Below are 22,128 nucleotides of genomic sequence, written 5' to 3' on the forward strand. Positions count from 1 at the left end.
CTAGGGCGGAAACAGGGCGGAAACCCGGGGCGCGCAGACTGGCTGCATCATCCGATCCAGAGGAGAGCGCCATGAGCCTGACACCGCAGAACATTTCCGACATCCGCGCCAGCTGGCAGGTGCTGGCCGCCGATGCCGATGGGTTCACCGCCGATTTCTACGCCGCGCTGTTCCGCCGCGATCCGGCGCTGCGCCCGCTCTTTGCCCAGACCGACCTGCCTGCGCAGCGCAAGAAGCTCGTCGCGGCGCTGGCGCTGGTGGTGCGGAATGCGGACGATCTGTCGGCCGTGCTCGGCCCGCTCGAAGAGATGGGGACCCGCCACGTCGGTTACGGCGTGAAGGACAGCGACTACACCACCGTGGGCGGCGCGCTGATCGAGACCATGGAAGCGCACCTGCAAGAGGGGTTCACCGCCGAGGTGCGCGACGCCTGGATCACCGCCTACGGCGCGGTGGCCGGCACGATGATGGCCGGCGCGCAGGCCGCCGAAGCCCGCAAGTCGGCCTGAGGAGCGCGCCATGCCCAATGCTCCCGCCCCCTCGATCCCGCCCGCCGCCTTCAAGGCGGCGGGGCCGCGCAGGCTCCTCGCCGCCGCTGCGCTCGCCTCGGCCTTCGGGGTCTTCGCCCATTGCATTCTCCCGCTCCTCTGAGCGCTTTTCACAAGAGGACTTTCCGATGACCAAGGCTTTCCAGAACATCCTGCAAACCGTCGGCAACACGCCCATCGTGCGCATCACCAGGCTCGCGCCCGAGGGTGTCGAGCTTTACGTCAAGCTCGAGGCGTTCAACCCGATGAGCTCGGTCAAGGATCGGCTGGCGCTGGGGATCATCGAGGCCGCCGAGGCCGACGGTTCGCTCAAGTCCGGCCAGACCGTGGTCGAGGCGACGAGCGGAAACACCGGCATCGGCCTCGCCATGGTTTGCGCCGCCAAGGGGTACCCGCTGGTGGTCACCATGGCCGAGAGCTTCAGCATCGAGCGCCGCAAGCTGATGCGCTTCCTCGGCGCCAAGGTCATCCTCACCCCGGCCTCGGAAAAGGGTTCGGGCATGATCGCCAAGGCGCGCGAGCTGGCCGAGAAGCACGGCTGGTTCCTCGCCCGGCAGTTCGAGAACGAGGCAGGCCCCGACATCCACTCGCGCACCACCGCGCAGGAGATCCTCGACTGCTTCGAGGATGCCCCGCTTGACTACTGGGTCAGCGGCTTCGGCACCGGCGGCACGCTCAAGGGTGTCGCCCGCAGGCTGAAGGCCGAGAGCCCGGACACGAAGATCGTCGCCGCCGAGCCGGACAATTCCGCGCTCATCGCCTCGGGATTTTGCCAACCTTACAATGCGGACGGCTCGCCTGCCGCCAGCCACCCCGCGTTTCGCCCGCACCTGATGCAGGGCTGGACGCCGGATTTCGTGCCGAAGCTGGTCAACGACGTGCTGCAGGAAGAGTGGATCGACGAATTGCAGCCGGTGGCGGGCGCCGATGCCATGACCTGCGCGCAGGATCTGGCGCGCTACGAGGGCATCCTCTGCGGCACCTCCGGCGGCGCGACCTTTGCCGCCGCACTGGAGGTGGCGCGGCGCGCGCCGAAAGGGTCTCGCATTCTCGCCATGTTGCCCGACACCGGCGAGCGCTATCTCTCGACCCCGCTCTTTGCCGAGATCGAGGAGGTGATGAACGTCGAGGAACTGGACATCGCCGCCTCCACCCCGCGCTTCCGCTTCGATGCGGGCGCAAGTGCCCCGGCGCCGCAGGCCGCGCCCGTCGCGGCGACCGAGGAGGCGAAGGCCGACCTCGAGGCGCTGATCTCGGACCCCGACCAGCCGGTGGTCTTCTTCGCGCTGGAGTGGTGCGAGTTCTGCTGGTCGGTGCGCAAGCTCTTCGCCGCGGCGGAGATCGAGTACCTGTCGGTCGACCTCGACGGCGCGGCCTATCGCGAGGACGACCGCGGCGGGGCCCTGCGCAGGGCGCTGGCCGAGAAGACCGGCGCGGTGACCATTCCGCAGATCTTCATCGGCGGGCAACACGTCGGCGGCGCGACCGAGACCTTCGACGCCTTCAACAGCGGTACGTTGCAGGAAATGCTGGCCGCCGAGGGGCGCGAGGTCCATACCGAGGGCATCGGAAATGCCTACGGCTTCCTGCCCGCCTGGCTGCATCCGCGCAAGCCGGCCACCGCCTGAGGAGGAGAGACGATGGAACAGGTCAAGGACAGCCCGGTGGAGCCGGACCGCTACCGCTGGATCATCGTCGGTACCGCCTCGGTGGTGCTGGCGGTGGCCATGGGGCAGCTGGTCAACGGGCTCTCGGCCTTCTTCACCCCGCTCGAAGAGAGCGAGGGCTGGAGCCGGGGCGACATCGCGCTGATCAACTCGGCGGGGCTGATCGGCCTCGCGGTGGGCGGCATCGCCATGGGCTGGCTCGCCGACCGGGTCGAGACGCGCAAGGTGGTGCTGGCCGGCGCCGTGGTCACCGGGCTCTGCGTCACGGCGGCTGGTTTTGCCACCACGCTCTGGCAGCTCTACGGGCTGTTCTTCGTTGCGGGCGCGCTTGGCGGCGGGGCGCTGTTTGCGCCGCTCTTCGCGCTTGTCGGAAGCTGGTTCCGCACCGGCGCGGGGTTGGCGATCGGCATTGTCTCGGCCGGTCAGGCCATGGGGCAGGGCGGCATCCCGCTCGCCAATGCCATGCTGATCGGCGCCTTCGGCTGGCGCGGGGCCTTTGTCGCCATCGGCATTGCCTCGCTGGTCATCATGGTGCCGCTGGCGCTGCTGGCGCGCGCCCCGAAGACCGAAGACGGTGGCCCCGGCGCGCAGGTCGAGGAGGATGCCCCCGCCGTTCGCCCTGCCGTTGTCGTGGTGCTGATGAGCCTTGGCGTCATCTTCTGCTGCGCGCTGATGTCGGTGCCGCTGATGCACCTCGCGCCGCTGGTCGAGCTTTGCGGGGCGACCGGCCCCGAGGCCGGGGGCGTTCTCTTCGTGATGATGCTGACCGCCATCGCGGGCCGGGTCGCCTTTGGCAAGCTGGCGGACATGATCGGTGCGCTGCCGGCCTACCTCGCGGCCAGCGCCTGGCAGACCGCGCTGGTCTACGTCTTCATCCAGATCGACGACATCGGGCTCTTCTACCTCTTCGCGCCGATCTACGGCTTCGGCTACGCCGGGGTGATGACCGGGGTGCTGACCACCATCCGCGCGCTGATCCCGGCCTACTGCCGAGCCGGTGCAAGCGGCATCATCATTGCCTTTGCCTGGGGCGGTCACGGGTTGGGAGGCTGGCTCGGCGGCGCCTTCTTCGACATGACCGGCAGCTACGGGCTGACCTTCGGCGTGGCGGCGCTGGCAGGGGTGGCGAACCTCGGGTTGATCCTCACGCTGGGCGCCCTGGTGCTGCGCGGCAGGGCAGGCCCGCCCGCGCCGGAGGTGGCCAGCGCCGCCTAGAGCTTCGGCACCGGAACCCGCGGCAGGGCAGAGCCGTGCAGGGCCGTCCCGCGCAGGGGCGGCCTGTCCCAGTCGGCCCGCCTCTTGAGCGCATGGGTGTAGCGCATCACCAGCCAGGCATCCACGGCGATGACCATGGAGTTCAGGGCATAGAGCCAGACGATCGGCGGCAGCGCCCCCGTCTCGTGCCAGATCAGCAGCTTCGAGGCGACCCCGCAGAGGTAGCCGAAACAGATCACCAGCACGAAGGGCAGACTCTTGCCGCGCGCCTCGCGAGTGCGGAGCATCTTGAAGATCGAGCAGTACCAGCCGGTAGAAAAGGCCACCAGCATGAGCGCTTCCAGGGCATCGGACATCGTCGTTCTCCCGCAATTCCGGAGGGCCTGAAGACCCCCGAGACCGAGACGGCGGCGGGTCTGCAGGAGCTGGAGCCATGCTGCGGGGCGATTGTTGCAGGAGTGTTAGAAACGGCGATCCGGGCGGGGCGTAAGGCCGCCCCGCGCAGCCTCAGAGCATCCCGGCGGCGCGCGGCAGCCAGAGCACGAGGTCCGGCACGAAGGTCAGCACCAGGAGCAGCGCGATGAGGATCGCCAGGAACACCCAGACCTCGCGGATCATCTCGCTCACCGGGATGCCGTTCAGTGCCTTGATGATGAACAGCAATATTCCGTAGGGCGGGGTGATCAGCCCGATCATCATGTTGAAGACCAGAACCACGCCGAGGTGCGTCAGGTCGATCCCCAGCGCCGCCGCCGAGGGCAGGAACAGCGGGGTGACCACCAGCATGATCGTCGACACGTCGAGAAAACACCCCATCGCCAGATAGAGCAGGTTGAGCAGGATCAGCAGTTGGATGGCGTTCAGGTCCATGCTCTCGAAGAACGCGAAGACGCTGGCCGGCACCCGCTCGACGGTGATCACGTAGTTGAAGATGAAAGCGCCGCAGAGAACGATGGTGACCACGGCGGTTGTCCGCACCGTGGCGCGGACCACGTCGAGGAACGCTCGCAGGCCCAGCACCCGGTAGGCGAAGACCGACAGCAGCAGCGCGTAGAAGGCCGAGACGGCGGCGGCTTCGGTCGGGGTGAAGACGCCGGTGTAGATGCCGCCGAGCAGGATCGCCGGCATCATCAGCGCCGGCGCGGCGCGCAGGAAGACCAGCGGGAAGGTGCGCCAGGGGATCGCCGCCTCGACCGGGAAGCCGCGGAGCCTTGCCATGACCATCACCGCAATGCCCAGCACCACGACCAGCAGCACCGCCGGGATCACCCCGCCGAGGAAGAGCGCGCCCACGGACGTCGAGGAGATCAGCGCGTAGAACACCATCGGGATCGAGGGCGGGAAGATCGGGCCGACCACCGCCGAGGTCGCGGTGATCGCGCCCGCAAAGCCGCGCGGGTAGCGCCCGTCTTTGGTCATCATGTCGGTGATCACCTTGCCGACCCCCGCCGCGTCCGAGATCGCCGATCCCGACATGCCCGAGAAGATCAGCGAGGTCAGGATGTTGACCTGCGCAAGCCCGCCCGGCACCCGGCCCACCAGCGCCAGCGCAAAGGTGAGCAGCCGATCCGACACCTTGCCCGCGTTCATGATGTTGGCGGCGAAGATGAACAGCGGCACCGCCAGCGCGACGAAGTTGCCGAAGACCCCGTTCAGCACGTTCTCGGCGGCCAGCCCGATGTCGCGCCCGGCCATCAGCAGGTAGAAGACGCTCGAGACGATCATCGCGAGGCCCATGGGAAGCCCGGCCACGGTGATCATGACCAGCAGCCCGATCATCAGCAGCAGGGCGTTGTCGGCAAAGAATTCCATTGATGTCCCTTGGGGTCGGAGGGGAGTCAGAGGGCGTCGCGCCAGCGCGGCCCGAAGAGCCGCAGCAGGCGACCGAGCATTTTCAGCGTCAGGCCGACGACGAAGAGCAGGTAGCAGCCGTAGATCCAGTGCATCGGCAGGCGCAGCACAGGGCTCTTCTTGCGGGTGAGAAAGTCGAGGTAGTCCAGCGTCGGCAGGATCAGCAGGCCGAAGGCGACGAGCGCAACGACCATGGTGAAGATCGCCATCACCCGCTGCGTGCGCGGCGAGACCACGTCATAGACCACGTCGAAGGTCACGTGCTCGCGGATCGGCACGAGGAATGCTGCGGCCCAGAACACCGTCCAGATGAAGGCGATCATCACGAACTCTTCGGACCAGACCAGCGGCGTGCCCATCACGTAGCGGAAGAAGATCTGCACGATGAACCCGGCGAAGGCGGCAAGGAACATCACGATGCCGACTGCATCGGCCGCCCGCGCAAGCAGGCGGCCAAGGGTTTCCAGAGCGCCGGGGCGGGTCGCCTCGGTCTCGGGGTCGGTGCGGGCCGTCACGCGGATCACTCCGCCAGGGCGTTGATCTTCTCGGCCCAGCCTTCGGGCCAGTCGGCCGAGCGGTCAGAGCTGAAGTAGACATCCTGCACGTGGCTGCGGAAGGCGTCCACGTCGGGCTCGGTGACCTGCAGCCCTTCGGACTTGAAGAAGTCCACAAGCCGCTCCTCGTTGGCCACGCGCTCGGCGTTGTTCCAGTCGCAGGAGGCGACGGCGGCCTCGGTCATCGCGGTCTTTTCCTCGTCCGAGAGCTGGTCCCAGGTCTCGTTGTTGATCGCGATGTTGATGCCGTCGACAAGGTGGCTGGTCAGCACGATCTGCTCGGTGACCTCGTAGAACTTCGCGGCCTCGACGGTGGGCAGCGGGTTATCCTGCGCGTCGATGGTGCCGGTCTGCAGGCCGAGGTAGACCTCGCCGAAGGGCAGCGGCGTCGGCGCGGCGCCGAGCGCGCTGCCGAGGAACAGCCAGGCGTCGGAGCCGGGCATGCGCAGCTTCAGCCCCGCGAGGTCGTCCGGCGTGCTCACGTCACGCGCGCTGCGCAGGTTGAGCTGGCGGGTGCCTAGATAGCAGGTGTCGAGCAGTTGCACGTCCATCTCGTCCGAGACGGTCTGCTTGAACTCGGCACCGATGTCGGAGCTCAGGAAGGCGCGGTAGTGCTCGGGGCTCTGGAACAGGTAGCCGGCGGTCAGCAGCCCGTAGGCGGGGATCGCGTCGGCAATCAGCTGGTACGACAGGTAGGTCATCTCGGCATTGCCTCGCTGCAGCGCGTCGAGATCGGCGCCCTGCGCGAAGAGCGAGCCGGAATCGTAGAGCTGCACGTCGAAGCGGCCGGGCACGCGGGCCTCGAGCTCGTCCTTGAACACCTGCATCGCCTTGGTGTGCAGGTCGGTCGGTACCGAGGCGGTGGTGTATTTGATCTCGATCTGGTCGGCGGCGAGCGCCGGGGTCACCAGCGCCGTGCCGAGGGCAAGCGCGGTCAGCGTGCGTGTGAATGTCATATCAGTCCTCCCTGAATTCCGTTTAAGGATTTTCGCCGCTTTGCCAATGGCCGGACCCTCCTCCGGCGGCGATTGCTGCAGACTTTACAAAGCGAAGTGGCTTATGTAAACACTGATTGTATCAGTTATAGGATTAATAAAACAATCAAGCCGATACGGCTGGTTGTCCGGTGAATCGGAGGAGAACGGGATGCGCGCAGGCACGGACTTCAGGGGGGTGGTCGGCGCCGCGGTGACGCCGGTGACCCCAGCGTGCGAGATCGACGTGCCGCGGCTGATCTCGCATTGCGACGCGATGCTGGAGGCCGGCTGCGCCTTCACCTCGGCCTTCGGCACGACGGGCGAGGGCGCGTCTTTTTCGACCGACCAGAAAATCGCGGCGCTGCAAGCGATGAAGGATGCGGGCCATGACATGTCGCGGCAGGTGCCCGGCATCATCGCGTCCGCCGTCGAGGATGCGGCCCGGCTCTACCGGGCCTGCGCGGACCTTCGCTGCCGCGCGGCGCTGATCATCCCGCCGTTCTACTACACGCCTTCGTCTGACGAGGCGGTGGCCGAGTTCTACGCGGCGGTGGCCGAGAAGGCAGGCAATCCCGGCCTCGATATCGTGCTCTACAACTTCCCGCATTTCTCGGGCGTCACATTCACCCCGGCGCTGGTGCGCGCGGTGCAGGCGAGGCTCGGCGAACTGGTCATCGGCATCAAGGATTCCACCGGCGACCTCGAGGGCGGGCTCGAGTTGATCCACGCCTTTCCCGAGCTGTCTGTCTTCACCGGCGACGACCGCATCCTGACGCGCATGGTCGCGGCGGGTGGCGCTGGGATGATCGGCGGGCTGGTCAACCTCTTCCCGGCGGACAGCGTTACGCTCTGCGGTGGCAAGGTGGATGCAGCTTTCGAGAAACGCGCGGCGATGCGGATCGAGGCGGTTGACGCTCACGGCGGCCTGGTGGTTCTGAAAGCGCTCGTGGCGGCCCGCTACGGCGACGACGGTTATCGCCGCACCGTGCCGCCGCTGGCGCCGCTGGAGGCCGGGCTCAGCGCCCGTCTCGCCGAGGAACTGGGCTTCACGGGCGCGACGCTCTGAGCCGCCGCAGGAAAGACGACAGGAGACAGCTTATGCCGGGCAACCGCGCCGAGGAGACCCAGAAGCGCCACGACGGCCGGGTCCGGCAATCGGGCTACGAGCAATTCCAGAAGGCGCTGCTCGACGGCCGCCTCCGGCCCGGCCAGTTGGTCAGCCAGCGCGATCTCGTGGCCATGCTCGGCCTGTCGATCGGGGCGCTGCGCGAGCTGTTGCCGCGACTGGAATCCGAGGGTCTGATCAACGTGCTGCCGCAGCGCGGGATCCAGATTCCCGCGATCGACCTGCCGATGATCCGCGACGCCTTCCAGATGCGCGCGGCGCTTGAGCGCGAGGCGGTGCTCAACGCGGTGCGGACCCTGCCCGACGAGGTCATCCGCGCGCAGCTCGCGTTGCACCGCGAGGTGCTGGCGCAGGTGAAGGCTGACCCCAGCGAGGCGGTTCTGGAACGCGGGCAGGAGATCGACACGGGTTTCCACGCTCTGCTGATCGGCGCGACGAAGAACGAGCTGATCATCTCGGCCTATGACATCAACTCGATCCGCATCCGGCTGATCAAGCTCGACCGTATCCGCCTCAGCCCGGTGACATTGCCTGCCGCCTTTGCCGACCATATCGCGGTGATCGAGGCGCTTCTGGCGCGCGATCCGGTGGCAGCCACGGCGGCGATGGACCGCCATATCGCCAATGCCCGCGAGCGGGCGCTGGAAATCTGACCTCGAGACCCGACTTGAGATCTGAACTGGAGACCTGACATGGCCGCATATGGCGACCGATCCGCAGGCGCAGACCTGCGCCCCGTTGCGCTGCGCTGCGAGCTGCAGGCCGTCCCGAAGGGTCTGAACGACCTCACGCCCCGCCTGAGCTGGGGCTGCGAGGGGGAGGCGTCGCTGGCCGCGAGCCGGGTGGTGCTTGGTCGCGACCATGACGCGGTCGCCTCGGGGCACGGCGATCTCTGGGACAGCGGCTGGCTGCCGGGCACCCCGTCGCCGCTGCGCTACGCCGGCGCGTCTCTGCCGCGTGATTCGCGCCTGTGGTGGGCCGTGGGCCTGCGCGACGGGCAGGGCGCCGAGACATGGTCAGAGCCAGCGCCGATCTTCACCGGGCTCGATGCGGCGGACTGGGAGGCCGAGTGGATCGCTCGCTACTTCGTCCTGCCCGCCGGACGTGAGGTGCCGCAGGACAGCGCCTATGACAACCGCTTTCAGGCCCGGCCCGCCGACTACCTCCGCCGGACCTTCGATCTTCCCGAGGCCCCGGTGCGCGCCTTTGTCCATGTCACCGCCCTTGGCCTCTACGAGCTGCATCTCAACGGCGCGCGCATCGGCCAGGACGTGATGGCGCCGGGCTGGACCGACTACCACATCCGAACCGAATACACCGTGTATGACGTCACCGATCATCTGAAAGCAGGCCGCAACGCCCTCGGTGCGATCCTCGGCGAGGGCTGGTACTCGGGCCGCATCGGCCACAATCAGCGCCGCGCGGGCAACCATTACGGCGGACGCCCGGCCTTCCTGTGCCAGTTGCACCTCGAATTTGCCGATGGCCGGACCCGGCGCATCGTCACCGACGACCATTGGCGCACCCGTCAGGGGCCGGTCTGCTACTCGGATTTCCTTGCAGGCGAGATGTATGACGCCCGGCTCGAAATGCTCGGCTGGGATACGGCGGACTTCGAGGAAATCAACTGGCAGCCGGTCGAGGTCTTCACCCCCGATCCCGTGGCACCTCAGCTCGACGCCGCCCGCGCGCCGCTGGCCCGAGAGGTCGCGTCGCTGGAGCCGCAAAGCGAAACCCGGGCCCCCGACGGCGAGCGCATCTTCGACTTCGGCCAGAACCTCGCGGGCTACGTGAGCATGGAGGTCGAGGCCCCTGCGGGCACAGAGATCCGTTTGCGCCATGCCGAGCGGCTGGACGAAGAAGGCGCGCTCTACACCGCCAACCTGCGTTTCGCGGTCAGCGAGGACATCTACATCTGCAAGGGCGGCGGACCGGAACGCTTCACCCCGCGCTTCACATTCCATGGCTTTCAGTACGCTGGCCTCAGCGCCAGCGGCCCGCTCGAGCGGCTGACCCTGCGCGCCATCGCCATCCAGTCGGACCTGCCGCGTGCCGGGCAGATCGAGACCGGCCACCCGATGGTCAACCAGCTGATCTCGAACATCTTCTGGAGCCAGCGCGGCAATTTCCTCGCGGTGCCCACCGACTGCCCGCAGCGCGACGAGCGTTACGGCTGGTCCGCCGACGCGCAGGTGTTCTGGCGCACCGCGGGCTATTTCATGGACGTCAGCGCCTTCACCGAGAAGTGGCTGCTGGACATGGTCGACGGCCAGTCCGCCGAGGGGGTCTTTCCCGATGTGGCGCCGACCAAGCCGCTCAACCCCTACCGGCTGACACCGCAGCCCGGCGCACCGGCCTGGGGCGACGCGCCGGTCATCCTGTGCCGCGACCATTGGCTGCGCTACGGCGATGCGGGGCTGCTGCGCCGCATGTGGGCGCCGCTGGTCGCGTGGATGGACTATATCGAGCGTGAGAACCCCGATGGCATCCGCACGCGGTCGGTGCACAACAACTACGGTGATTGGCTGTCGATCGGCCCGGCGACCGACCGGGCGCTGGTCGCCACCGCCTACTGGATCCACCTCGCCGACATCATGACAAGGCTGGCCGGGGTGCTGGGCGAGCCGGAAACGCGCTGGACCGAGCTTGCGACGCGGCTGCGCGCGGCGTTCCTCGACCGCTTCTGGCAGAACGGCCAGCTCAGCGGCGACACCCAGACCGCCTACCTGCTGGCGCTCGACTTTGCCCTGCTGCCCGAGGCCCTGCGCCCGCAGGCGGCGGCGCGGCTCGGCACCCTGCTCGACGCGGCGGAGGGCCACCTGCAGACCGGCTTTCTCGGCGTGCGCCACCTGGCGCCGGTGGTCTGCGACTGGCTGGGCCCGGAGCGGGCGGTCGACCTGCTGCTGAAGGATACCTATCCATCCTGGGGCTTCTCGATCCGCCACGGCGCGACGACGATCTGGGAGCGCTGGGACGGCTGGACTCCGGAAACTGGTTTTCAATCCACCGCGATGAATTCGTTCAATCATTACGCCTACGGAGCGGTCGGCGAATGGATCTGGGCGCGGCTGGCAGGGATCGACTGGAACGCCGCCGGGCCCGGCTATCGCAGGCTCACCATGCGCCCGGTCTTCGACCGCCGCATCGGTCATGTCAAAGCGCGCTACGAGGCGGCCACGGGGCCGGTCGAGAGTGCCTGGGTCTATGACGGCGCGGCCGTGATCTGGGACGTGTCGCTGCCCCCAGGCACCCGAGCCGATATCGCACTGCCCGAAGGCTGGCGCCGGGACGGGCAGGCCGCCTTCACGCTGGAGGCCGGGCGGCACAGGCTTGTCCTTCGCCAGGACGGCTGAGCTTCGCAGGGTGAAGGCCCGTGAAGGCGCCTTGCTCTCGAAGGAGAGCCGCCTCCCGCTTCGCCTCAGCCGTTCGGCGAGCCGAAGCCGATGGTCGCCTCGACCGCGCGTTTCCAGGCGGCGTATTTCCGGTCTCGGGTCGCGGCTTCCATCTTCGGCTCGAAACGCGCATCGCGGGCCCAGGCGGCGGCGAACTCTTCCATCCCCGGCATCAGGCCGGCCTTCTGACCGGCGAGCCAGGCGGCGCCCATGGCGGTGGTTTCCAGCACCGTGGGCCGCTCGACCGGCGCGTCGAGGATGTCCGACAGGTACTGCATGCCCCAGTCCGAGGCGCTGAGCCCGCCGTCCACGCGCAGCGCCGCCATCTCGACATCGCCATGCTCGGCGCTCCAGTCGGCCTTCATCGCCTCGATGAGGTCGCGGGTCTGGTAGCCGACGCTCTCGAGCGCGGCGCGGGCGAACTCAGCGGGGCCGGAATTGCGGGTGAGCCCGTAGATCGCGCCCCGGCAGTCGGCGTTCCAATAGGGCGCGCCGAGCCCGGTGAAGGCGGGAACGAGCACCAGTTCCTGCGCCTCGTCGGCGGCCTCGGCCAGCGGCTGGCTCTCGGCGGCGTGGCGGATCACCTGCAACCCGTCGCGCAGCCACTGGATGACGGCGCCGGCGACGAAGATCGAGCCCTCGAGCGCGTAGGTGGTCTTGCCGTCGATGCGGTAGGCGATGGTGGTCAGCAGGCGGTTCTTCGACACGACCGGAGCGTCGCCGGTGTTCAGCAGCGCGAAGCAGCCGGTGCCATAGGTGGATTTGACCATGCCGGGCGCAAAGCAGGCCTGGCCGATGGTGGCCGCCTGCTGGTCGCCGGCGATGCCGAGGATCGGGATCGGCTTGCCGAAGAGATCGGCGCGGCACTCGCCGAAGCTGGCGTCGCAGTCGCGCACCTCGGGCAGCATGTTGGTGGGGATGTTCAGGCGTTTGCAGATGGCTTCCGACCACCGCCCCTCGCGGATGTTGTAGAGCATGGTGCGTGCGGCATTGGTGGCGTCGGTGGCGTGGACCGCGCCGCCCGTCAGTTTCCACACCAGCCAGCAGTCGACCGTGCCGAAGAGCAACTCGCCCGCCTCGGCCTTCTCCCGCGCGCCCGGGGTATTGTCGAGGATCCAGGCGAGCTTGGTCGAGGAGAAATAGGGGTCGAGCAGCAGGCCGGTCTTTTCGGTGACGGTCTCCTCGAAGCCCTCGTCGCGCAGGGTGCGGCAGAGCTCGGAGGTGCGGCGGTCCTGCCAGACGATGGCATTGTGGATCGGCTTGCCGGTGGTCTTGTCCCAGACCACCGTGGTCTCGCGCTGGTTGGTGATGCCGATGGCGGCGATGTCCTCGGCGCCCACGCCGGCCTTTTCCACGACGGCGCGGCAGGTGGCGGCGGTTGTCGACCACAGGTCGAGCGGATCGTGCTCGACCCAGCCGCTCTGCGGGAAGTGCTGCGGGAACTCCTCCTGCGCCGAGGCCACGACCTGCAGCTTTTCATCAAAGAGGATCGCTCGGGTGGAGGTGGTGCCCTGGTCGATGGCGAGGATGAGGGTCATGGGTGTCTTTCGGCCTTTGTTTGAGTCGTTACGTGTTGCCCACCGTTGGGCCGGGCGTAGCGGGAGCCGGGCGGGCACCTGCCCGTGGGATGGCGCTGCAACGGTCGTGATCTGTGCTTTATCCTAGACAAAACGGGACGACTTCCGAACGTCGCGCGACGATGACACAGCGCCAGCCCGCCGGGACGGGCAGGCGCTTGCCCGGCGGCTTCGCCTCGATTCCGGGCGAAGTTGCGCATCTCTCAAGTCTCTCGACCAAAGAGCCTCCCGACATCTCTTCCCTATTTCAATCTCTTACTCAACTCGTATCGGCGATGGCCCGACATGGCCATGGCGAAGACGAGCAAACGGGGGCGGGCCGAAGCCCGCCCCAGATCACCTAGCTCAGTTCCACGAGGCGACGAGTTCGTCGTAGGAGACGGTCTTCGGCTCCTCGCGCTCGTTCTCGATCTTCGGCTTCGGCGAGCCTTCCATCGAGAGCCATTCCTCGGCGTCCTTCTCCTCGTTCATCACCGGGCCCAGGTCGCCCTGGATGCCGGCGCGCTCGAGGCGCTCCATCACGCGCTCCATGTCCGAGCAGAGGCTGTCGAGGGCCTCCTGCGCGGGCTTGGCACCCGACATGGCGTCGCCGATATTCTGCCACCACAGCTGCGCCAGCTTGGGGTAGTCCGGCACGTTGGTGCCGGTGGGCGACCAGCGCACGCGGTCCGGCGAGCGGTAGAATTCCACCAGGCCGCCGAGGTTCGGGGCGCGGTCTGTGAAGCTCTGGTCCTGGATCGAGCTCTCGCGGATGAAGGTCAGGCCGACGTGGCTCTTCTTCACGTCCACGGTCTTCGAGGTGACGAACTGTGCGTAGAGCCAGGCGGCCTTGGCGCGGTCCTCTGGGGTCGACTTCATCAGGGTCCAGGATCCCACGTCCTGGTAGCCGACCTTCATGCCGTCCTCCCAGTAGACGCCATGCGGCGAGGGGGCGAGGCGCCACTTGGGCGTGCCGTCCTCGTTCATCACCGGCAGGCCGGGCTCGACCAGCGAGGCGACGAAGGTGGTGTACATGAACATCTGTTGCGCGATGTTGCCCTGCGCCGGGACCGGGCCGGCCTCGGAGAAGGTCATGCCCATGGCCGAGGGCGGCGAGTACTTGTTGAGCCATTCGATCGCCTTGTCCACGGCATAGACCGCCGCCGGGCTGTTGGCCGCGCCGCCGCGCGACATGCAGGCGCCGACGGGCTGCGAGTTCTCGTTCACCCGGATGCCCCATTCGTCGACCGGCAGGCCGTTCGGCTCGCCCTTGTCGCCCATGCCGGCCATCGACATCCACGCGTCGGTGTAGCGCCAGCCGAGCGAGGGGTCCTTCTTGCCGTAGTCCATCGAGCCGAAGATCTCCTGCCCGTCGATATTCCGACCGGTGAAAAATTCGGCGATGTCCTCATAGGCCGACCAGTTGACCGGCACGCCCAGCTCGTAGCCGTATTTCTCCTGGAATTCGGCCATGATGTCGGGATCGGTGAACCAGTCGTAGCGGAACCAGTAGAGGTTGGCGAACTGCTGGTCGGGAAGCTGGTAGAGCTTGCCGTCCGGCGCGGTGGTGAACTGGGTGCCGATGAAATCGTCGAGATCCAGCGTCGGGCTGGTCACCTCGGAGCCCTCGTTGGCCATCCAGTCGGTCAGGTTGCGCACCTGCTGGTAGCGCCAATGGGTGCCGATGAGGTCGCTATCGTTGACATAGGCATCGTAGATGTTCTCGCCCGACTGCATCTGCGTCTGCAGCTTTTCGACCACGTCGCCCTCGCCGATGAGGTCATGGGTGATCTTGATGCCGGTGATCTTCTCGAAGGCCGGGGCAAGCACCTGGCTTTCATACTCGTGGGTGGTGATCGTCTCGGAAACCACCTTGATCTCCATGCCCTGGAACGGCTGGGCGGCATCGACGAACCATTGCATCTCGGCTTCCTGATCCTCGCGCGAGAGCGTCGACAGATCGCCGATCTCCGCGTCGAGGAAGGCCGTGGCCGCCTCCATGTCGGCGAAGGCCGGCCCGCTCAGCAGGCCAAGCGCGAGCGCCATGGCGGTCGTTGTCTTCAGGTTCATGGTTTCCTCCCTTATTGAACCGTTTTTGACGTGTGCAGCGGTCCGGGCTCCTCCTGCCCGGACGGGGTTCTTCTGGGTCTCAGACCCAGCGGAACACCGCCGCCGCGTAGATCAGGCAGACGACAAGCGCCGCCGGCTGCGCCTGGCCGACAAGGCCGAGCCAGGCGAGATTGATGAAGGCCGAGCCCAGCAGCGTGATGAACAGCCGGTCGCCGCGCGTGGTCTCGATGCCCAGAACGCCGAGGCGCGGCGTCTCCGGAAAGCGGATCGCCAGCACGGTGAAGGTCACCAGCAGCGCCGCGATGGTCAGAAAGAAGGCCGCGGTGGGCCAGGTCCATGCCATCCAGTCCATTGCTCTCTCCTCTCAGACGCGGCCGAGGGCAAAACCCTTGGCGATGTAGTTGCGGACGAACCAGATCACCAGCGCGCCGGGAATGATGGTCAGCACGCCAGCGGCCGCCAGCACGCCCCAGTCGAGGCCGGAGGCCGAGACGGTGCGGGTCATGGTGGCGGCGATGGGCTTGGCGTCCACCGTGGTCAGCGTGCGCGAGAGCAGCAGCTCGACCCAGGAGAACATGAAGCAGAAGAACGCGGCGACGCCGATGCCCGAGGAGATCAGCGGCATGAAGATCTTCACGAAGAAGCCGCCGAAGCTGTAGCCGTCGATATAGGCGGTCTCGTCGATCTCCTTGGGCACGCCGCGCATGAAGCCCTCGAGGATCCAGACCGCCAGCGGCACGTTGAACAGGCAATGCGCCAGCGCCACGGCGATGTGGGTGTCGAAGAGGCCGATGCTGGAATAGAGTTGGAAGAAGGGCAGGGCGAAGACCGCGGGCGGTGCCATGCGGTTGGTCAGCAGCCAGAAGAACAGGTGCTTGTCGCCCATGAAGTGGTAGCGCGAGAAGGCATAGGCCGCCGGCAGCGCAACGGTGAGCGAGATCACCGTGTTCATCACCACGTAGATCAGCGAGTTGATATAGCCGGTGTACCAGCTCGGATCGGTGAGGATCGTCGCGTAGTTGGCAAAGGTGAGGTTGCGCGGCCAGAGCGTGAAGTCGCCGAGGATCTCGGTGTTGGTCTTCAGGCTCATGTTGAGCAGCCAGTAGATCGGCAGCAGCAGGAACAGCAGGTAGAGCGTCATGACGATGACGCGCGTGTTGATCCGGGGCAGGCTGCGCGACCGGCGTGCGGCGGGGGTGAAGGTGGTGTCGCTCATGCGAGGCTCGCTTGAAGAAGATGGGAGGGGAGCCGGGCGAGCGCCTGCCCGTGGGCGGGAGCTACAACAGTCGAGCCCTGCGATTTATGCCAGCCAAGTCCGAGCGAGATCGAACCGGGGTGCACGGGCGTCCAAGCGCCAGCCCGCCGGGACGGGCAGGCGCTCGGCCGGCGGCGTCGCCTTGATCCCGGGCGGGTCGAGGCCTGTGTCAGAGGTCGGCTCATCTCACATCCCCTTTTTGTCGAGGTTGGTCATCACGGTGTAGAACACCCAGGAAATCAGCAGGATCACCAGGAAGTACATGATCGAGAAGGCCGCCGCGGGGCCGAGGTCGAACTGCCCCAGCGCCATCTTCACCAGGTCGATCGACAGCAGCGTGGTGGCATTGCCCGGACCGCCGCCGGTGACCACGAAGGGCTCGGTGTAGATCATGAAGCTGTCCATGAAGCGCAGCAGGATGGCGATCATCAGCACCCCTGCCATTTTCGGCAGCTCGATGTAGCGGAACACCTTCCAGCGGCTGGCCTGGTCGATCTTGGCGGCCTGGTAGTAGGCGTCGGGGATCGATTTCAGACCCGCGTAGGCCAGAAGCGCCACCAGCGAGGTCCAGTGCCAGACGTCCATGACGACGATGGTGATCCAGGCGGCAAGCGGGCTTTGCGTGTAGTTGTAGCCGATGCCGAGGCTTTCCAGCGTGCGGCCCAGCAGGCCGATGTCGACGCGGCCGAAGACCTGCCAGATGGTGCCGACGACGTTCCAGGGGATCAGCAGCGGCAGCGACATGAGCACGAGGCAGAAGGAGGCCCAGAAACCCGACTTCGGCATGTTGAGGGCCACGAAGATGCCCAGCGGCACCTCGATGGCGAGGATGATCCCCGAGAACATCAGCTGCCGCCCGAGCGCGTTCCACATGCGGTCGGAATGCAGCATCTCGTCGAACCATTCGAGCCCGGCCCAGAAGAACTGGTTGTTCCCGAAGGTGTCCTGCACCGAGTAGTTGACCACGGTCATCAGCGGGATCACCGCCGAGAAGGCCACCAGCACCAGCACCGGCAGCACGAGAAACCACGCCTTGTGATTAACGGTCTTGTTCATCAGGCGGCCTCCCCCGAGGGTGCGACGCGCCAGTCGTCGCGGTAGACGTTGACGTGCGCCGGATCGAACCGCACGCGGGTCATGTCCGGCCCGATGCTCTCGTCCTCGCCGGCGACGATGTTGATGTCATGGCCGAAGAACTCGGCGCGGATGATCTTGTGACGCCCGGCATCCTCGACCCGGCGCACTTTCACCGGCAGCCCCTCGGTCTGGCTCAGGCGGGCGAATTCGGGGCGCACGCCGATCTCCACCTTGCCGTCCATGGCGCGGTAGCCGGCGCCGAGATCGAAGTCCGAGCCGTTGATATAGGCCCGGCTGCCCTCGACCTTGGCGGGGATCACGTTCATCCCCGGCGAGCCGATGAAATAGCCGACGAAGGTATGCTCGGGTCGCTCGAAGAGCTCCTCGGGCGTGCCGATCTGCACCACCCGGCCATCGTACATCACCACCACCTTGTCGGCGAAGGTCAGCGCCTCGGTCTGGTCGTGGGTGACGTAGATCATTGTGTGGCCGAAATCGTGGTGCAGCTTCTTGAGCTGGGTGCGCAGCTCCCACTTCATGTGCGGGTCGATCACCGTCAGCGGCTCGTCGAAGAGCAGGGCGTTCACGTCCTTGCGCACCATGCCGCGGCCAAGGCTGATCTTCTGCTTGGCGTCGGCGGTGAGCCCGGCGGCCTTGCGCTTGAGCATGTCCTCCATGCCGATCATCCGGGCGATCTCCTGCACGCGCTCGGCGACGTAGCTCTCGTCGCGGCCGCGGTTGCGCAGAGGGAAGGCGAGATTGTCGCGCACGGTCATCGTGTCGTAGACCACCGGGAACTGGAACACCTGCGCAATATTGCGCTCGGCGGTCGGCGCGTGGGTCACGTCCTGCCCGTCGAAGAGCACGCGGCCCTGCGAGGGGATCAGCAGCCCCGAGATGATGTTGAGCAGCGTGGACTTGCCGCAGCCCGAGGAGCCGAGGAGCGCGTAGGCGCCGCCGTCGTCCCAGTCGTGGGTCATCTGCTTGAGCGCGAAATCCGCCTCCGAGGCGGGGTTAGGCAGGTAGGAGTGGGCGAGATTGTCGAGCGTTATCTTGGCCATGTCGCCATCTCCTCAGGCAGCCAGCGCATAGGCGGCGGGGGCGACGAGATCGCCGTTCTCGCCAAAGACGTAGACATGCCGGGGCGAGAGCCAGACGTCGAGCGGCTCACCGATCGGCAGGTGGTGCACGCCGCTCACCAGGCCGACCCAGCGTTCCCCGTGGTGATCCAGGTGCACGAAAGTCTCGGACCCGGTCAGCTCGCTCACCTGCAACTGGGTGCGGAAGCGCAGCGCCTCCGGGTCGTGCTGGAGGATCTCCAGGTGGTTGGGCCGGAAGCCCGCCATGTAGCGTCCGTCGGGCAGATCCTTGAGCTTGCCGGTTGCCGGCGCGCTCTGGCCCTCGCCGAACATCAGCCGGTCGCCGGTCTTGGAGATCTGCAGGAAGTTCATCGGCGGATCGCTGAAGACGCGCGCGGTGGTCGCGTCGAGCGGCTGTCGGTAGACCTCGGGCGTCGGGCCGAACTGGGTGACCCGTCCTTCCCAGAGCGTGGCGGTATGGCCGCCGAGCAGCAGCGCCTCTTCGGGTTCGGTGGTGGCGTAGACGAAGATCGAGCCGGAAGCCTCGAAAATCTTGGGGATTTCCACGCGCAGCTCTTCGCGCAGCTTGTAGTCTAGGTTGGCCAGCGGCTCGTCCAGAAGCACCAGCCCGGCGTTCTTCACCAGCGCCCGCGCCAGCGCGCAGCGCTGCTGCTGGCCACCCGACAGCTCCAGCGGCTTGCGCGTCAAGAAGGGGGTCAGCTTCATCAGTTCGGCGCTCTCGCGCACCCGGCGGTCGATCTCGGCTCGGTCCACGCCCATCAACTTCATCGGCGAGGCGATATTCTGGTAGACGGTCATCGACGGGTAGTTGATGAACTGCTGGTAGACCATGGCCACCTTGCGGTCCTGAACCCGCATGCCCGTGACGTCCTTGCCTTCCCAGAAAATCTTGCCGGTGCTGGGCGCGTCGAGCCCGGCCATCAGTCGCATCAGCGACGTCTTGCCCGACAGGGTCGGGCCCAGCAGCACGTTCATCGTGCCATTGGCGAGCGTCAAATCGGTGGGGGCAATATGGGTCTGCCCCTCGACGATCTTTGAAACGCCCTTCAGTTCCAGCGACATAAGGTCCTCCTCCCCGCGCCGTATGTCTCCGCCGTGCTATTCGGCGGCGTCGGCGCTTTGCCGGCGGGATGTCATCCAGCCGTCAAGTGCCGATATCTCCTCCGTGCTCAGGCGCAGCCCGAGCTTGGTGCGTCGCCACACCACATCCTCGGCCGTGCGGGCGAACTCCTGCCGCATCAGCCAGATCACTTCCGCCTCCGTGAGCGTCGCGCCGAAACCCCTCCCAAGGTCCTCCGCGCTCTGTGCCTCTCCCAGAAGCGTTTCTGCCTCGGTGCCGTAGGCGCGCACGAGCCGCCGCGCCCAAACCTCTCCAAGGAAGGGATATTTCCCGTTCAGAGCTTGCACCAGAGCGTCGAAGCCGTCGACCGGGAAATCGCCGCCGGGCATCGCCACGCCCGCCGTCCAGGGGCCGGACTTCAGCGCGATGTGCTCGCTGATCTTCTCCAGCGCGCTTTCTGCAAGCCGCCGGTAGGTGGTGATCTTGCCGCCGAAGACGTTGAGCACCGGCGCGCCGCCCTCCGCGTCCACTTTCAGCGTGTAATCCCGCGTCGCCGCCGTGGCGCTGGAGGCGCCGTCGTCATAGAGCGGACGCACGCCGGAGTAGGTCCAGACCACGTCCGCGTCCGAGATCGACTGCGCGAAATACTGGTTGGCGAAGTTGATCAGGTAGCCCTGTTCCTCGGGCGTGCAGACGGGACGCCGATCCGGGGCCTTATGCTCGGCGTCGGTGGTGCCGATCAGGGTGAAATCGCGCTCGTAGGGGATGGCGAAGATGATCCGCCCGTCGGTGCCCTGGAAGAAGTAGCACTTGTCGTGATCGTAGAGGCGGCGGGTGACGATATGGCTGCCGCGCACCAAGCGTACGCCCTCGCGCGAGGGCAGGTCGATCTTGTCGTGGATCACGTCGCCGACCCACGGCCCGCCGGCATTGATCAGCATCTTCGCGTAATGCGTTGCTTTCGCGCCGGTCTCGGCATCCTCGGTCTCGACCCGCCAGAGCGCGCCGTCGCGCTGCGCATGGGTCACCTTGGTGCGGGTCATGATCGTCGCGCCACGCGCCTCGGCGTCGCGGGCGTTGAGCACCACCAAGCGCGAGTCCTCGACCCAGCAGTCGGAATACTCATAAGCGCGCTCGAAGCGCTCCTGTAGCGGCGCGCCTTCTTTCGTGCCCTTCAGCGACAGCGTCGCCGTGCCAGGCAGGATCTTCCGCCCGCCGAGATGGTCATACATGAACAGCCCCATGCGGATCAGCCAGGCCGGGCGGCGGCCCTTCATCCAGGGCATGACAAGGCTGAGGCCCTTGGAAATCGGCGTCTCGCTCTCGAAGCGCATGTCCCTGTGGTAGGGCAGCACGAAGCGCATCGGCCAGCTGATATGCGGCATGGCGCGCAGCAGCACCTCGCGCTCGACCAGCGCCTCGCGCACCAGCCGCACCTCGAGGTACTCGAGATAGCGCAGCCCGCCGTGGAACAGCTTCGTCGAGGCGGAAGAGGTCGCCGAGGCCAGATCCCCCATCTCGGCCAGCACCACCGACGCGCCGCGCCCGGCCGCGTCCCGCGCGATGCCGCATCCGTTGATGCCGCCGCCGATGACGAAGAGATCTGCTGGGGTATCGGGGCTGGTCTTGCGCACGGGGTCCTCTTTCGGGTTGGGGGCAGGCTAATCCCGGATCGCACATTCACGCAACAACTTTATGTTCGTTTTTTTTCGTTCCGCATGAAATCCGGTATTTCTTCCTATAAACCTGTGCTTGTCGTGCAAGTGGCATGGAAAACCGTGCGCTTGCAGCAAGGTTTTTGCTGGAATTTCGTCGTTGGCGCGGGTCTTCTGCTGCTAGAATCTCGAAAACGAAAGAAACCGAACACTGATGTCCCAGTCCCTGCGCCACCCGGAGATTCTCGAAATCGCCCGCCGCGACGGCAAGGTGACCGTCGAGGGGCTGGCGCAGCATTTCGGGGTCACCTTGCAGACCATCCGCCGGGACCTGAGCGATCTGGCCGATGGCGGCCGGCTGGAACGGGTGCACGGCGGGGCGGTGCTGCCCTCGGGCACGATGAACATCGGCTACGAAGAGCGGCGCCATCTCAACATGGACGCCAAGACCGCCATCGCCCGCGCCTGCGCCGAGCGCATCCCGCATGGCATCTCGCTGTTTCTCAACATCGGCACCAGCACCGAGGCAGTGGCGCGCGAGCTTCTGCACCACAAGGGGCTGATGGTGGTGACCAACAATATGAACGTCGCCAATATCCTCGTCGCCAACCCAGATTGCGAGGTGCTGGTCAGCGGCGGCAGCCTGCGCCGCACCGACGGCGGGCTCATTGGCGCGCTGGCGACCGAGAGCATCCGGCAGTTCAAGTTCGACCTCGCCGTCATCGGCTGCTCGGCGCTGGATGCCGAGGGCGACATTCTCGATTTCGACATCCAGGAGGTCGGCGTCAGCCGCGCCATCCTGCGCCAGTCGCGCCGCACCTACCTCGTGGCCGACCAGTCGAAGTTCAAGCGCAGCGCCCCGGCGCGCATTGCCTCGCTGTCGGAGATCGACAAGTTCCTCACCGACGCACCGCTGGAGCCGGGCCTTGCCGCGGCCTGCGCCGACTGGGGTTGCGAGGTGGTGGTGGCGGCGCGGGGCTGACCTCCGGCTTGCACGCCGCGCCGGCGGCGGTATAGCTCGAGAC

General features: G+C 66.8%; 20 protein-coding genes and 1 pseudogene. 9 read left to right on the forward strand and 12 right to left on the reverse strand.

The window, feature by feature from the left end:
* The first annotated feature begins 71 nt into the window (after positions 1 to 71).
* The 5 genes and pseudogenes from LC039_RS22635 to LC039_RS22650 all read left to right on the forward strand — a co-directional run bounded on the left by LC039_RS22635 (position 72) and on the right by LC039_RS22650 (position 3,430).
* Complete coding sequence (locus LC039_RS22635; protein WP_226628474.1) at positions 72 to 509, forward strand: globin family protein; 438 nt, start codon at positions 72 to 74, stop codon at positions 507 to 509.
* Between the two features lie 10 nt (positions 510 to 519).
* Positions 520 to 651 (forward strand): hypothetical protein, encoded by a 132-nt coding sequence (locus LC039_RS26915; RefSeq protein WP_264179646.1) that lies wholly within the window; start codon positions 520 to 522, stop codon positions 649 to 651.
* A gap of 25 nt (positions 652 to 676) precedes the next feature.
* Positions 677 to 1,714 (forward strand): annotated as a pseudogene (gene cysK, locus LC039_RS22640) (cysteine synthase A); the annotation flags it as partial.
* 105 nt (positions 1,715 to 1,819) lie between these two features.
* The gene (locus LC039_RS22645) at positions 1,820 to 2,176 is read left to right on the forward strand and encodes a glutaredoxin domain-containing protein (RefSeq protein WP_226628587.1); all 357 of its coding nucleotides are present in this window, start codon (positions 1,820 to 1,822) and stop codon (positions 2,174 to 2,176) included.
* A gap of 12 nt (positions 2,177 to 2,188) precedes the next feature.
* Positions 2,189 to 3,430: an MFS transporter gene (locus tag LC039_RS22650; protein WP_226628475.1), complete on the forward strand. Its 1,242-nt coding sequence runs from the start codon at positions 2,189 to 2,191 to the stop codon at positions 3,428 to 3,430.
* On the opposite strand, the gene LC039_RS22655 is transcribed toward LC039_RS22650, so the two are convergent.
* The 4 genes from LC039_RS22655 to LC039_RS22670 form a co-directional block, all read right to left on the reverse strand.
* Positions 3,427 to 3,786 carry a hypothetical protein gene (locus LC039_RS22655; RefSeq protein ID WP_226628476.1) on the reverse strand — a complete coding sequence of 120 codons (360 nt, stop codon included), beginning with the start codon at positions 3,784 to 3,786 and terminating at the stop codon, positions 3,427 to 3,429. The genes LC039_RS22650 and LC039_RS22655 overlap by 4 nt on opposite strands.
* Positions 3,787 to 3,937: 151 nt before the next feature.
* The gene (locus LC039_RS22660) at positions 3,938 to 5,242 is read right to left on the reverse strand and encodes a TRAP transporter large permease (RefSeq protein WP_226628477.1); all 1,305 of its coding nucleotides are present in this window, start codon (positions 5,240 to 5,242) and stop codon (positions 3,938 to 3,940) included.
* A gap of 26 nt (positions 5,243 to 5,268) precedes the next feature.
* Entirely contained in the window at positions 5,269 to 5,796 is a 528-nt protein-coding gene (locus LC039_RS22665) for a TRAP transporter small permease (protein WP_226628478.1), read from the reverse strand.
* A gap of 5 nt (positions 5,797 to 5,801) precedes the next feature.
* On the reverse strand, positions 5,802 to 6,791 hold the full coding sequence (locus LC039_RS22670) for a sialic acid TRAP transporter substrate-binding protein SiaP (protein WP_226628480.1): 990 nt from the start codon (positions 6,789 to 6,791) through the stop codon (positions 5,802 to 5,804).
* 190 nt (positions 6,792 to 6,981) lie between these two features.
* On the opposite strand from LC039_RS22670, the gene LC039_RS22675 reads away from it, so the two are divergent.
* Genes LC039_RS22675 through LC039_RS22685 form a run of 3 tightly spaced genes read left to right on the forward strand, consistent with a single transcriptional unit; the run spans position 6,982 to position 11,291 of the window.
* Positions 6,982 to 7,878 carry a dihydrodipicolinate synthase family protein gene (locus LC039_RS22675; protein WP_226628482.1) on the forward strand — a complete coding sequence of 299 codons (897 nt, stop codon included), beginning with the start codon at positions 6,982 to 6,984 and terminating at the stop codon, positions 7,876 to 7,878.
* A gap of 32 nt (positions 7,879 to 7,910) precedes the next feature.
* The gene (locus LC039_RS22680; protein ID WP_226628483.1) at positions 7,911 to 8,591 is read left to right on the forward strand and encodes a GntR family transcriptional regulator; all 681 of its coding nucleotides are present in this window, start codon (positions 7,911 to 7,913) and stop codon (positions 8,589 to 8,591) included.
* 39 nt (positions 8,592 to 8,630) lie between these two features.
* A complete protein-coding gene (locus LC039_RS22685) occupies positions 8,631 to 11,291 on the forward strand; it encodes an alpha-L-rhamnosidase (protein ID WP_226628485.1) in 2,661 nt (886 codons plus the stop codon).
* 65 nt (positions 11,292 to 11,356) lie between these two features.
* Here LC039_RS22685 and glpK read toward each other — a convergent pair whose 3' ends face one another.
* The 8 genes from glpK to glpD form a co-directional block, all read right to left on the reverse strand.
* On the reverse strand, positions 11,357 to 12,868 hold the full coding sequence (gene glpK / locus LC039_RS22690) for a glycerol kinase GlpK (protein WP_226628487.1): 1,512 nt from the start codon (positions 12,866 to 12,868) through the stop codon (positions 11,357 to 11,359).
* Between the two features lie 384 nt (positions 12,869 to 13,252).
* The gene (locus tag LC039_RS22695) at positions 13,253 to 14,956 is read right to left on the reverse strand and encodes an ABC transporter substrate-binding protein (protein WP_226628489.1); all 1,704 of its coding nucleotides are present in this window, start codon (positions 14,954 to 14,956) and stop codon (positions 13,253 to 13,255) included.
* Between the two features lie 79 nt (positions 14,957 to 15,035).
* Positions 15,036 to 15,308 (reverse strand): DUF2160 domain-containing protein, encoded by a 273-nt coding sequence (locus LC039_RS22700; protein ID WP_226628491.1) that lies wholly within the window; start codon positions 15,306 to 15,308, stop codon positions 15,036 to 15,038.
* Positions 15,309 to 15,320: 12 nt separating this feature from the next.
* Entirely contained in the window at positions 15,321 to 16,172 is an 852-nt protein-coding gene (locus LC039_RS22705) for a carbohydrate ABC transporter permease (RefSeq protein ID WP_226628493.1), read from the reverse strand.
* Positions 16,173 to 16,397: 225 nt separating this feature from the next.
* Positions 16,398 to 17,267 (reverse strand): carbohydrate ABC transporter permease, encoded by an 870-nt coding sequence (locus tag LC039_RS22710; RefSeq protein ID WP_226628494.1) that lies wholly within the window; start codon positions 17,265 to 17,267, stop codon positions 16,398 to 16,400.
* On the reverse strand, positions 17,267 to 18,349 hold the full coding sequence (locus LC039_RS22715; protein ID WP_226628495.1) for an ABC transporter ATP-binding protein: 1,083 nt from the start codon (positions 18,347 to 18,349) through the stop codon (positions 17,267 to 17,269). The genes LC039_RS22710 and LC039_RS22715 overlap by 1 nt, the downstream gene beginning before the upstream one ends.
* Positions 18,350 to 18,361: 12 nt before the next feature.
* The gene (locus LC039_RS22720) at positions 18,362 to 19,450 is read right to left on the reverse strand and encodes an ABC transporter ATP-binding protein (protein WP_226628496.1); all 1,089 of its coding nucleotides are present in this window, start codon (positions 19,448 to 19,450) and stop codon (positions 18,362 to 18,364) included.
* Between the two features lie 36 nt (positions 19,451 to 19,486).
* Positions 19,487 to 21,082 (reverse strand): glycerol-3-phosphate dehydrogenase, encoded by a 1,596-nt coding sequence (glpD, locus tag LC039_RS22725; protein ID WP_226628497.1) that lies wholly within the window; start codon positions 21,080 to 21,082, stop codon positions 19,487 to 19,489.
* 235 nt (positions 21,083 to 21,317) lie between these two features.
* Here glpD and LC039_RS22730 point away from each other — a divergent pair, with 235 nt between their 5' ends.
* A complete protein-coding gene (locus LC039_RS22730; RefSeq protein ID WP_226628498.1) occupies positions 21,318 to 22,085 on the forward strand; it encodes a DeoR/GlpR family DNA-binding transcription regulator in 768 nt (255 codons plus the stop codon).
* The last annotated feature ends 43 nt before the right edge of the window (positions 22,086 to 22,128 follow it).

The sequence above is a fragment of the Alloyangia pacifica genome (genome assembly GCF_020524285.1).
In the GTDB taxonomy this organism is placed as follows: domain Bacteria; phylum Pseudomonadota; class Alphaproteobacteria; order Rhodobacterales; family Rhodobacteraceae; genus Salipiger; species Salipiger pacificus_B.

Coding starts and splice junctions, on each gene's coding strand:
- LC039_RS22635 (WP_226628474.1), top strand. CDS start 72: ATGAGCCTGACACCGCAGAACATTTCCGACATCCGCGCCAGCTGGCAG.
- LC039_RS26915 (WP_264179646.1), top strand. CDS start 520: ATGCCCAATGCTCCCGCCCCCTCGATCCCGCCCGCCGCCTTCAAGGCG.
- LC039_RS22650 (WP_226628475.1), top strand. CDS start 2,189: ATGGAACAGGTCAAGGACAGCCCGGTGGAGCCGGACCGCTACCGCTGG.
- LC039_RS22655 (WP_226628476.1), bottom strand. CDS start 3,786: ATGTCCGATGCCCTGGAAGCGCTCATGCTGGTGGCCTTTTCTACCGGC.
- LC039_RS22660 (WP_226628477.1), bottom strand. CDS start 5,242: ATGGAATTCTTTGCCGACAACGCCCTGCTGCTGATGATCGGGCTGCTG.
- LC039_RS22670 (WP_226628480.1), bottom strand. CDS start 6,791: ATGACATTCACACGCACGCTGACCGCGCTTGCCCTCGGCACGGCGCTG.
- LC039_RS22675 (WP_226628482.1), top strand. CDS start 6,982: ATGCGCGCAGGCACGGACTTCAGGGGGGTGGTCGGCGCCGCGGTGACG.
- LC039_RS22680 (WP_226628483.1), top strand. CDS start 7,911: ATGCCGGGCAACCGCGCCGAGGAGACCCAGAAGCGCCACGACGGCCGG.
- LC039_RS22685 (WP_226628485.1), top strand. CDS start 8,631: ATGGCCGCATATGGCGACCGATCCGCAGGCGCAGACCTGCGCCCCGTT.
- glpK (WP_226628487.1), bottom strand. CDS start 12,868: ATGACCCTCATCCTCGCCATCGACCAGGGCACCACCTCCACCCGAGCG.
- LC039_RS22695 (WP_226628489.1), bottom strand. CDS start 14,956: ATGAACCTGAAGACAACGACCGCCATGGCGCTCGCGCTTGGCCTGCTG.
- LC039_RS22700 (WP_226628491.1), bottom strand. CDS start 15,308: ATGGACTGGATGGCATGGACCTGGCCCACCGCGGCCTTCTTTCTGACC.
- LC039_RS22705 (WP_226628493.1), bottom strand. CDS start 16,172: ATGAGCGACACCACCTTCACCCCCGCCGCACGCCGGTCGCGCAGCCTG.
- LC039_RS22710 (WP_226628494.1), bottom strand. CDS start 17,267: ATGAACAAGACCGTTAATCACAAGGCGTGGTTTCTCGTGCTGCCGGTG.
- LC039_RS22715 (WP_226628495.1), bottom strand. CDS start 18,349: ATGGCCAAGATAACGCTCGACAATCTCGCCCACTCCTACCTGCCTAAC.
- LC039_RS22720 (WP_226628496.1), bottom strand. CDS start 19,450: ATGTCGCTGGAACTGAAGGGCGTTTCAAAGATCGTCGAGGGGCAGACC.
- LC039_RS22730 (WP_226628498.1), top strand. CDS start 21,318: ATGTCCCAGTCCCTGCGCCACCCGGAGATTCTCGAAATCGCCCGCCGC.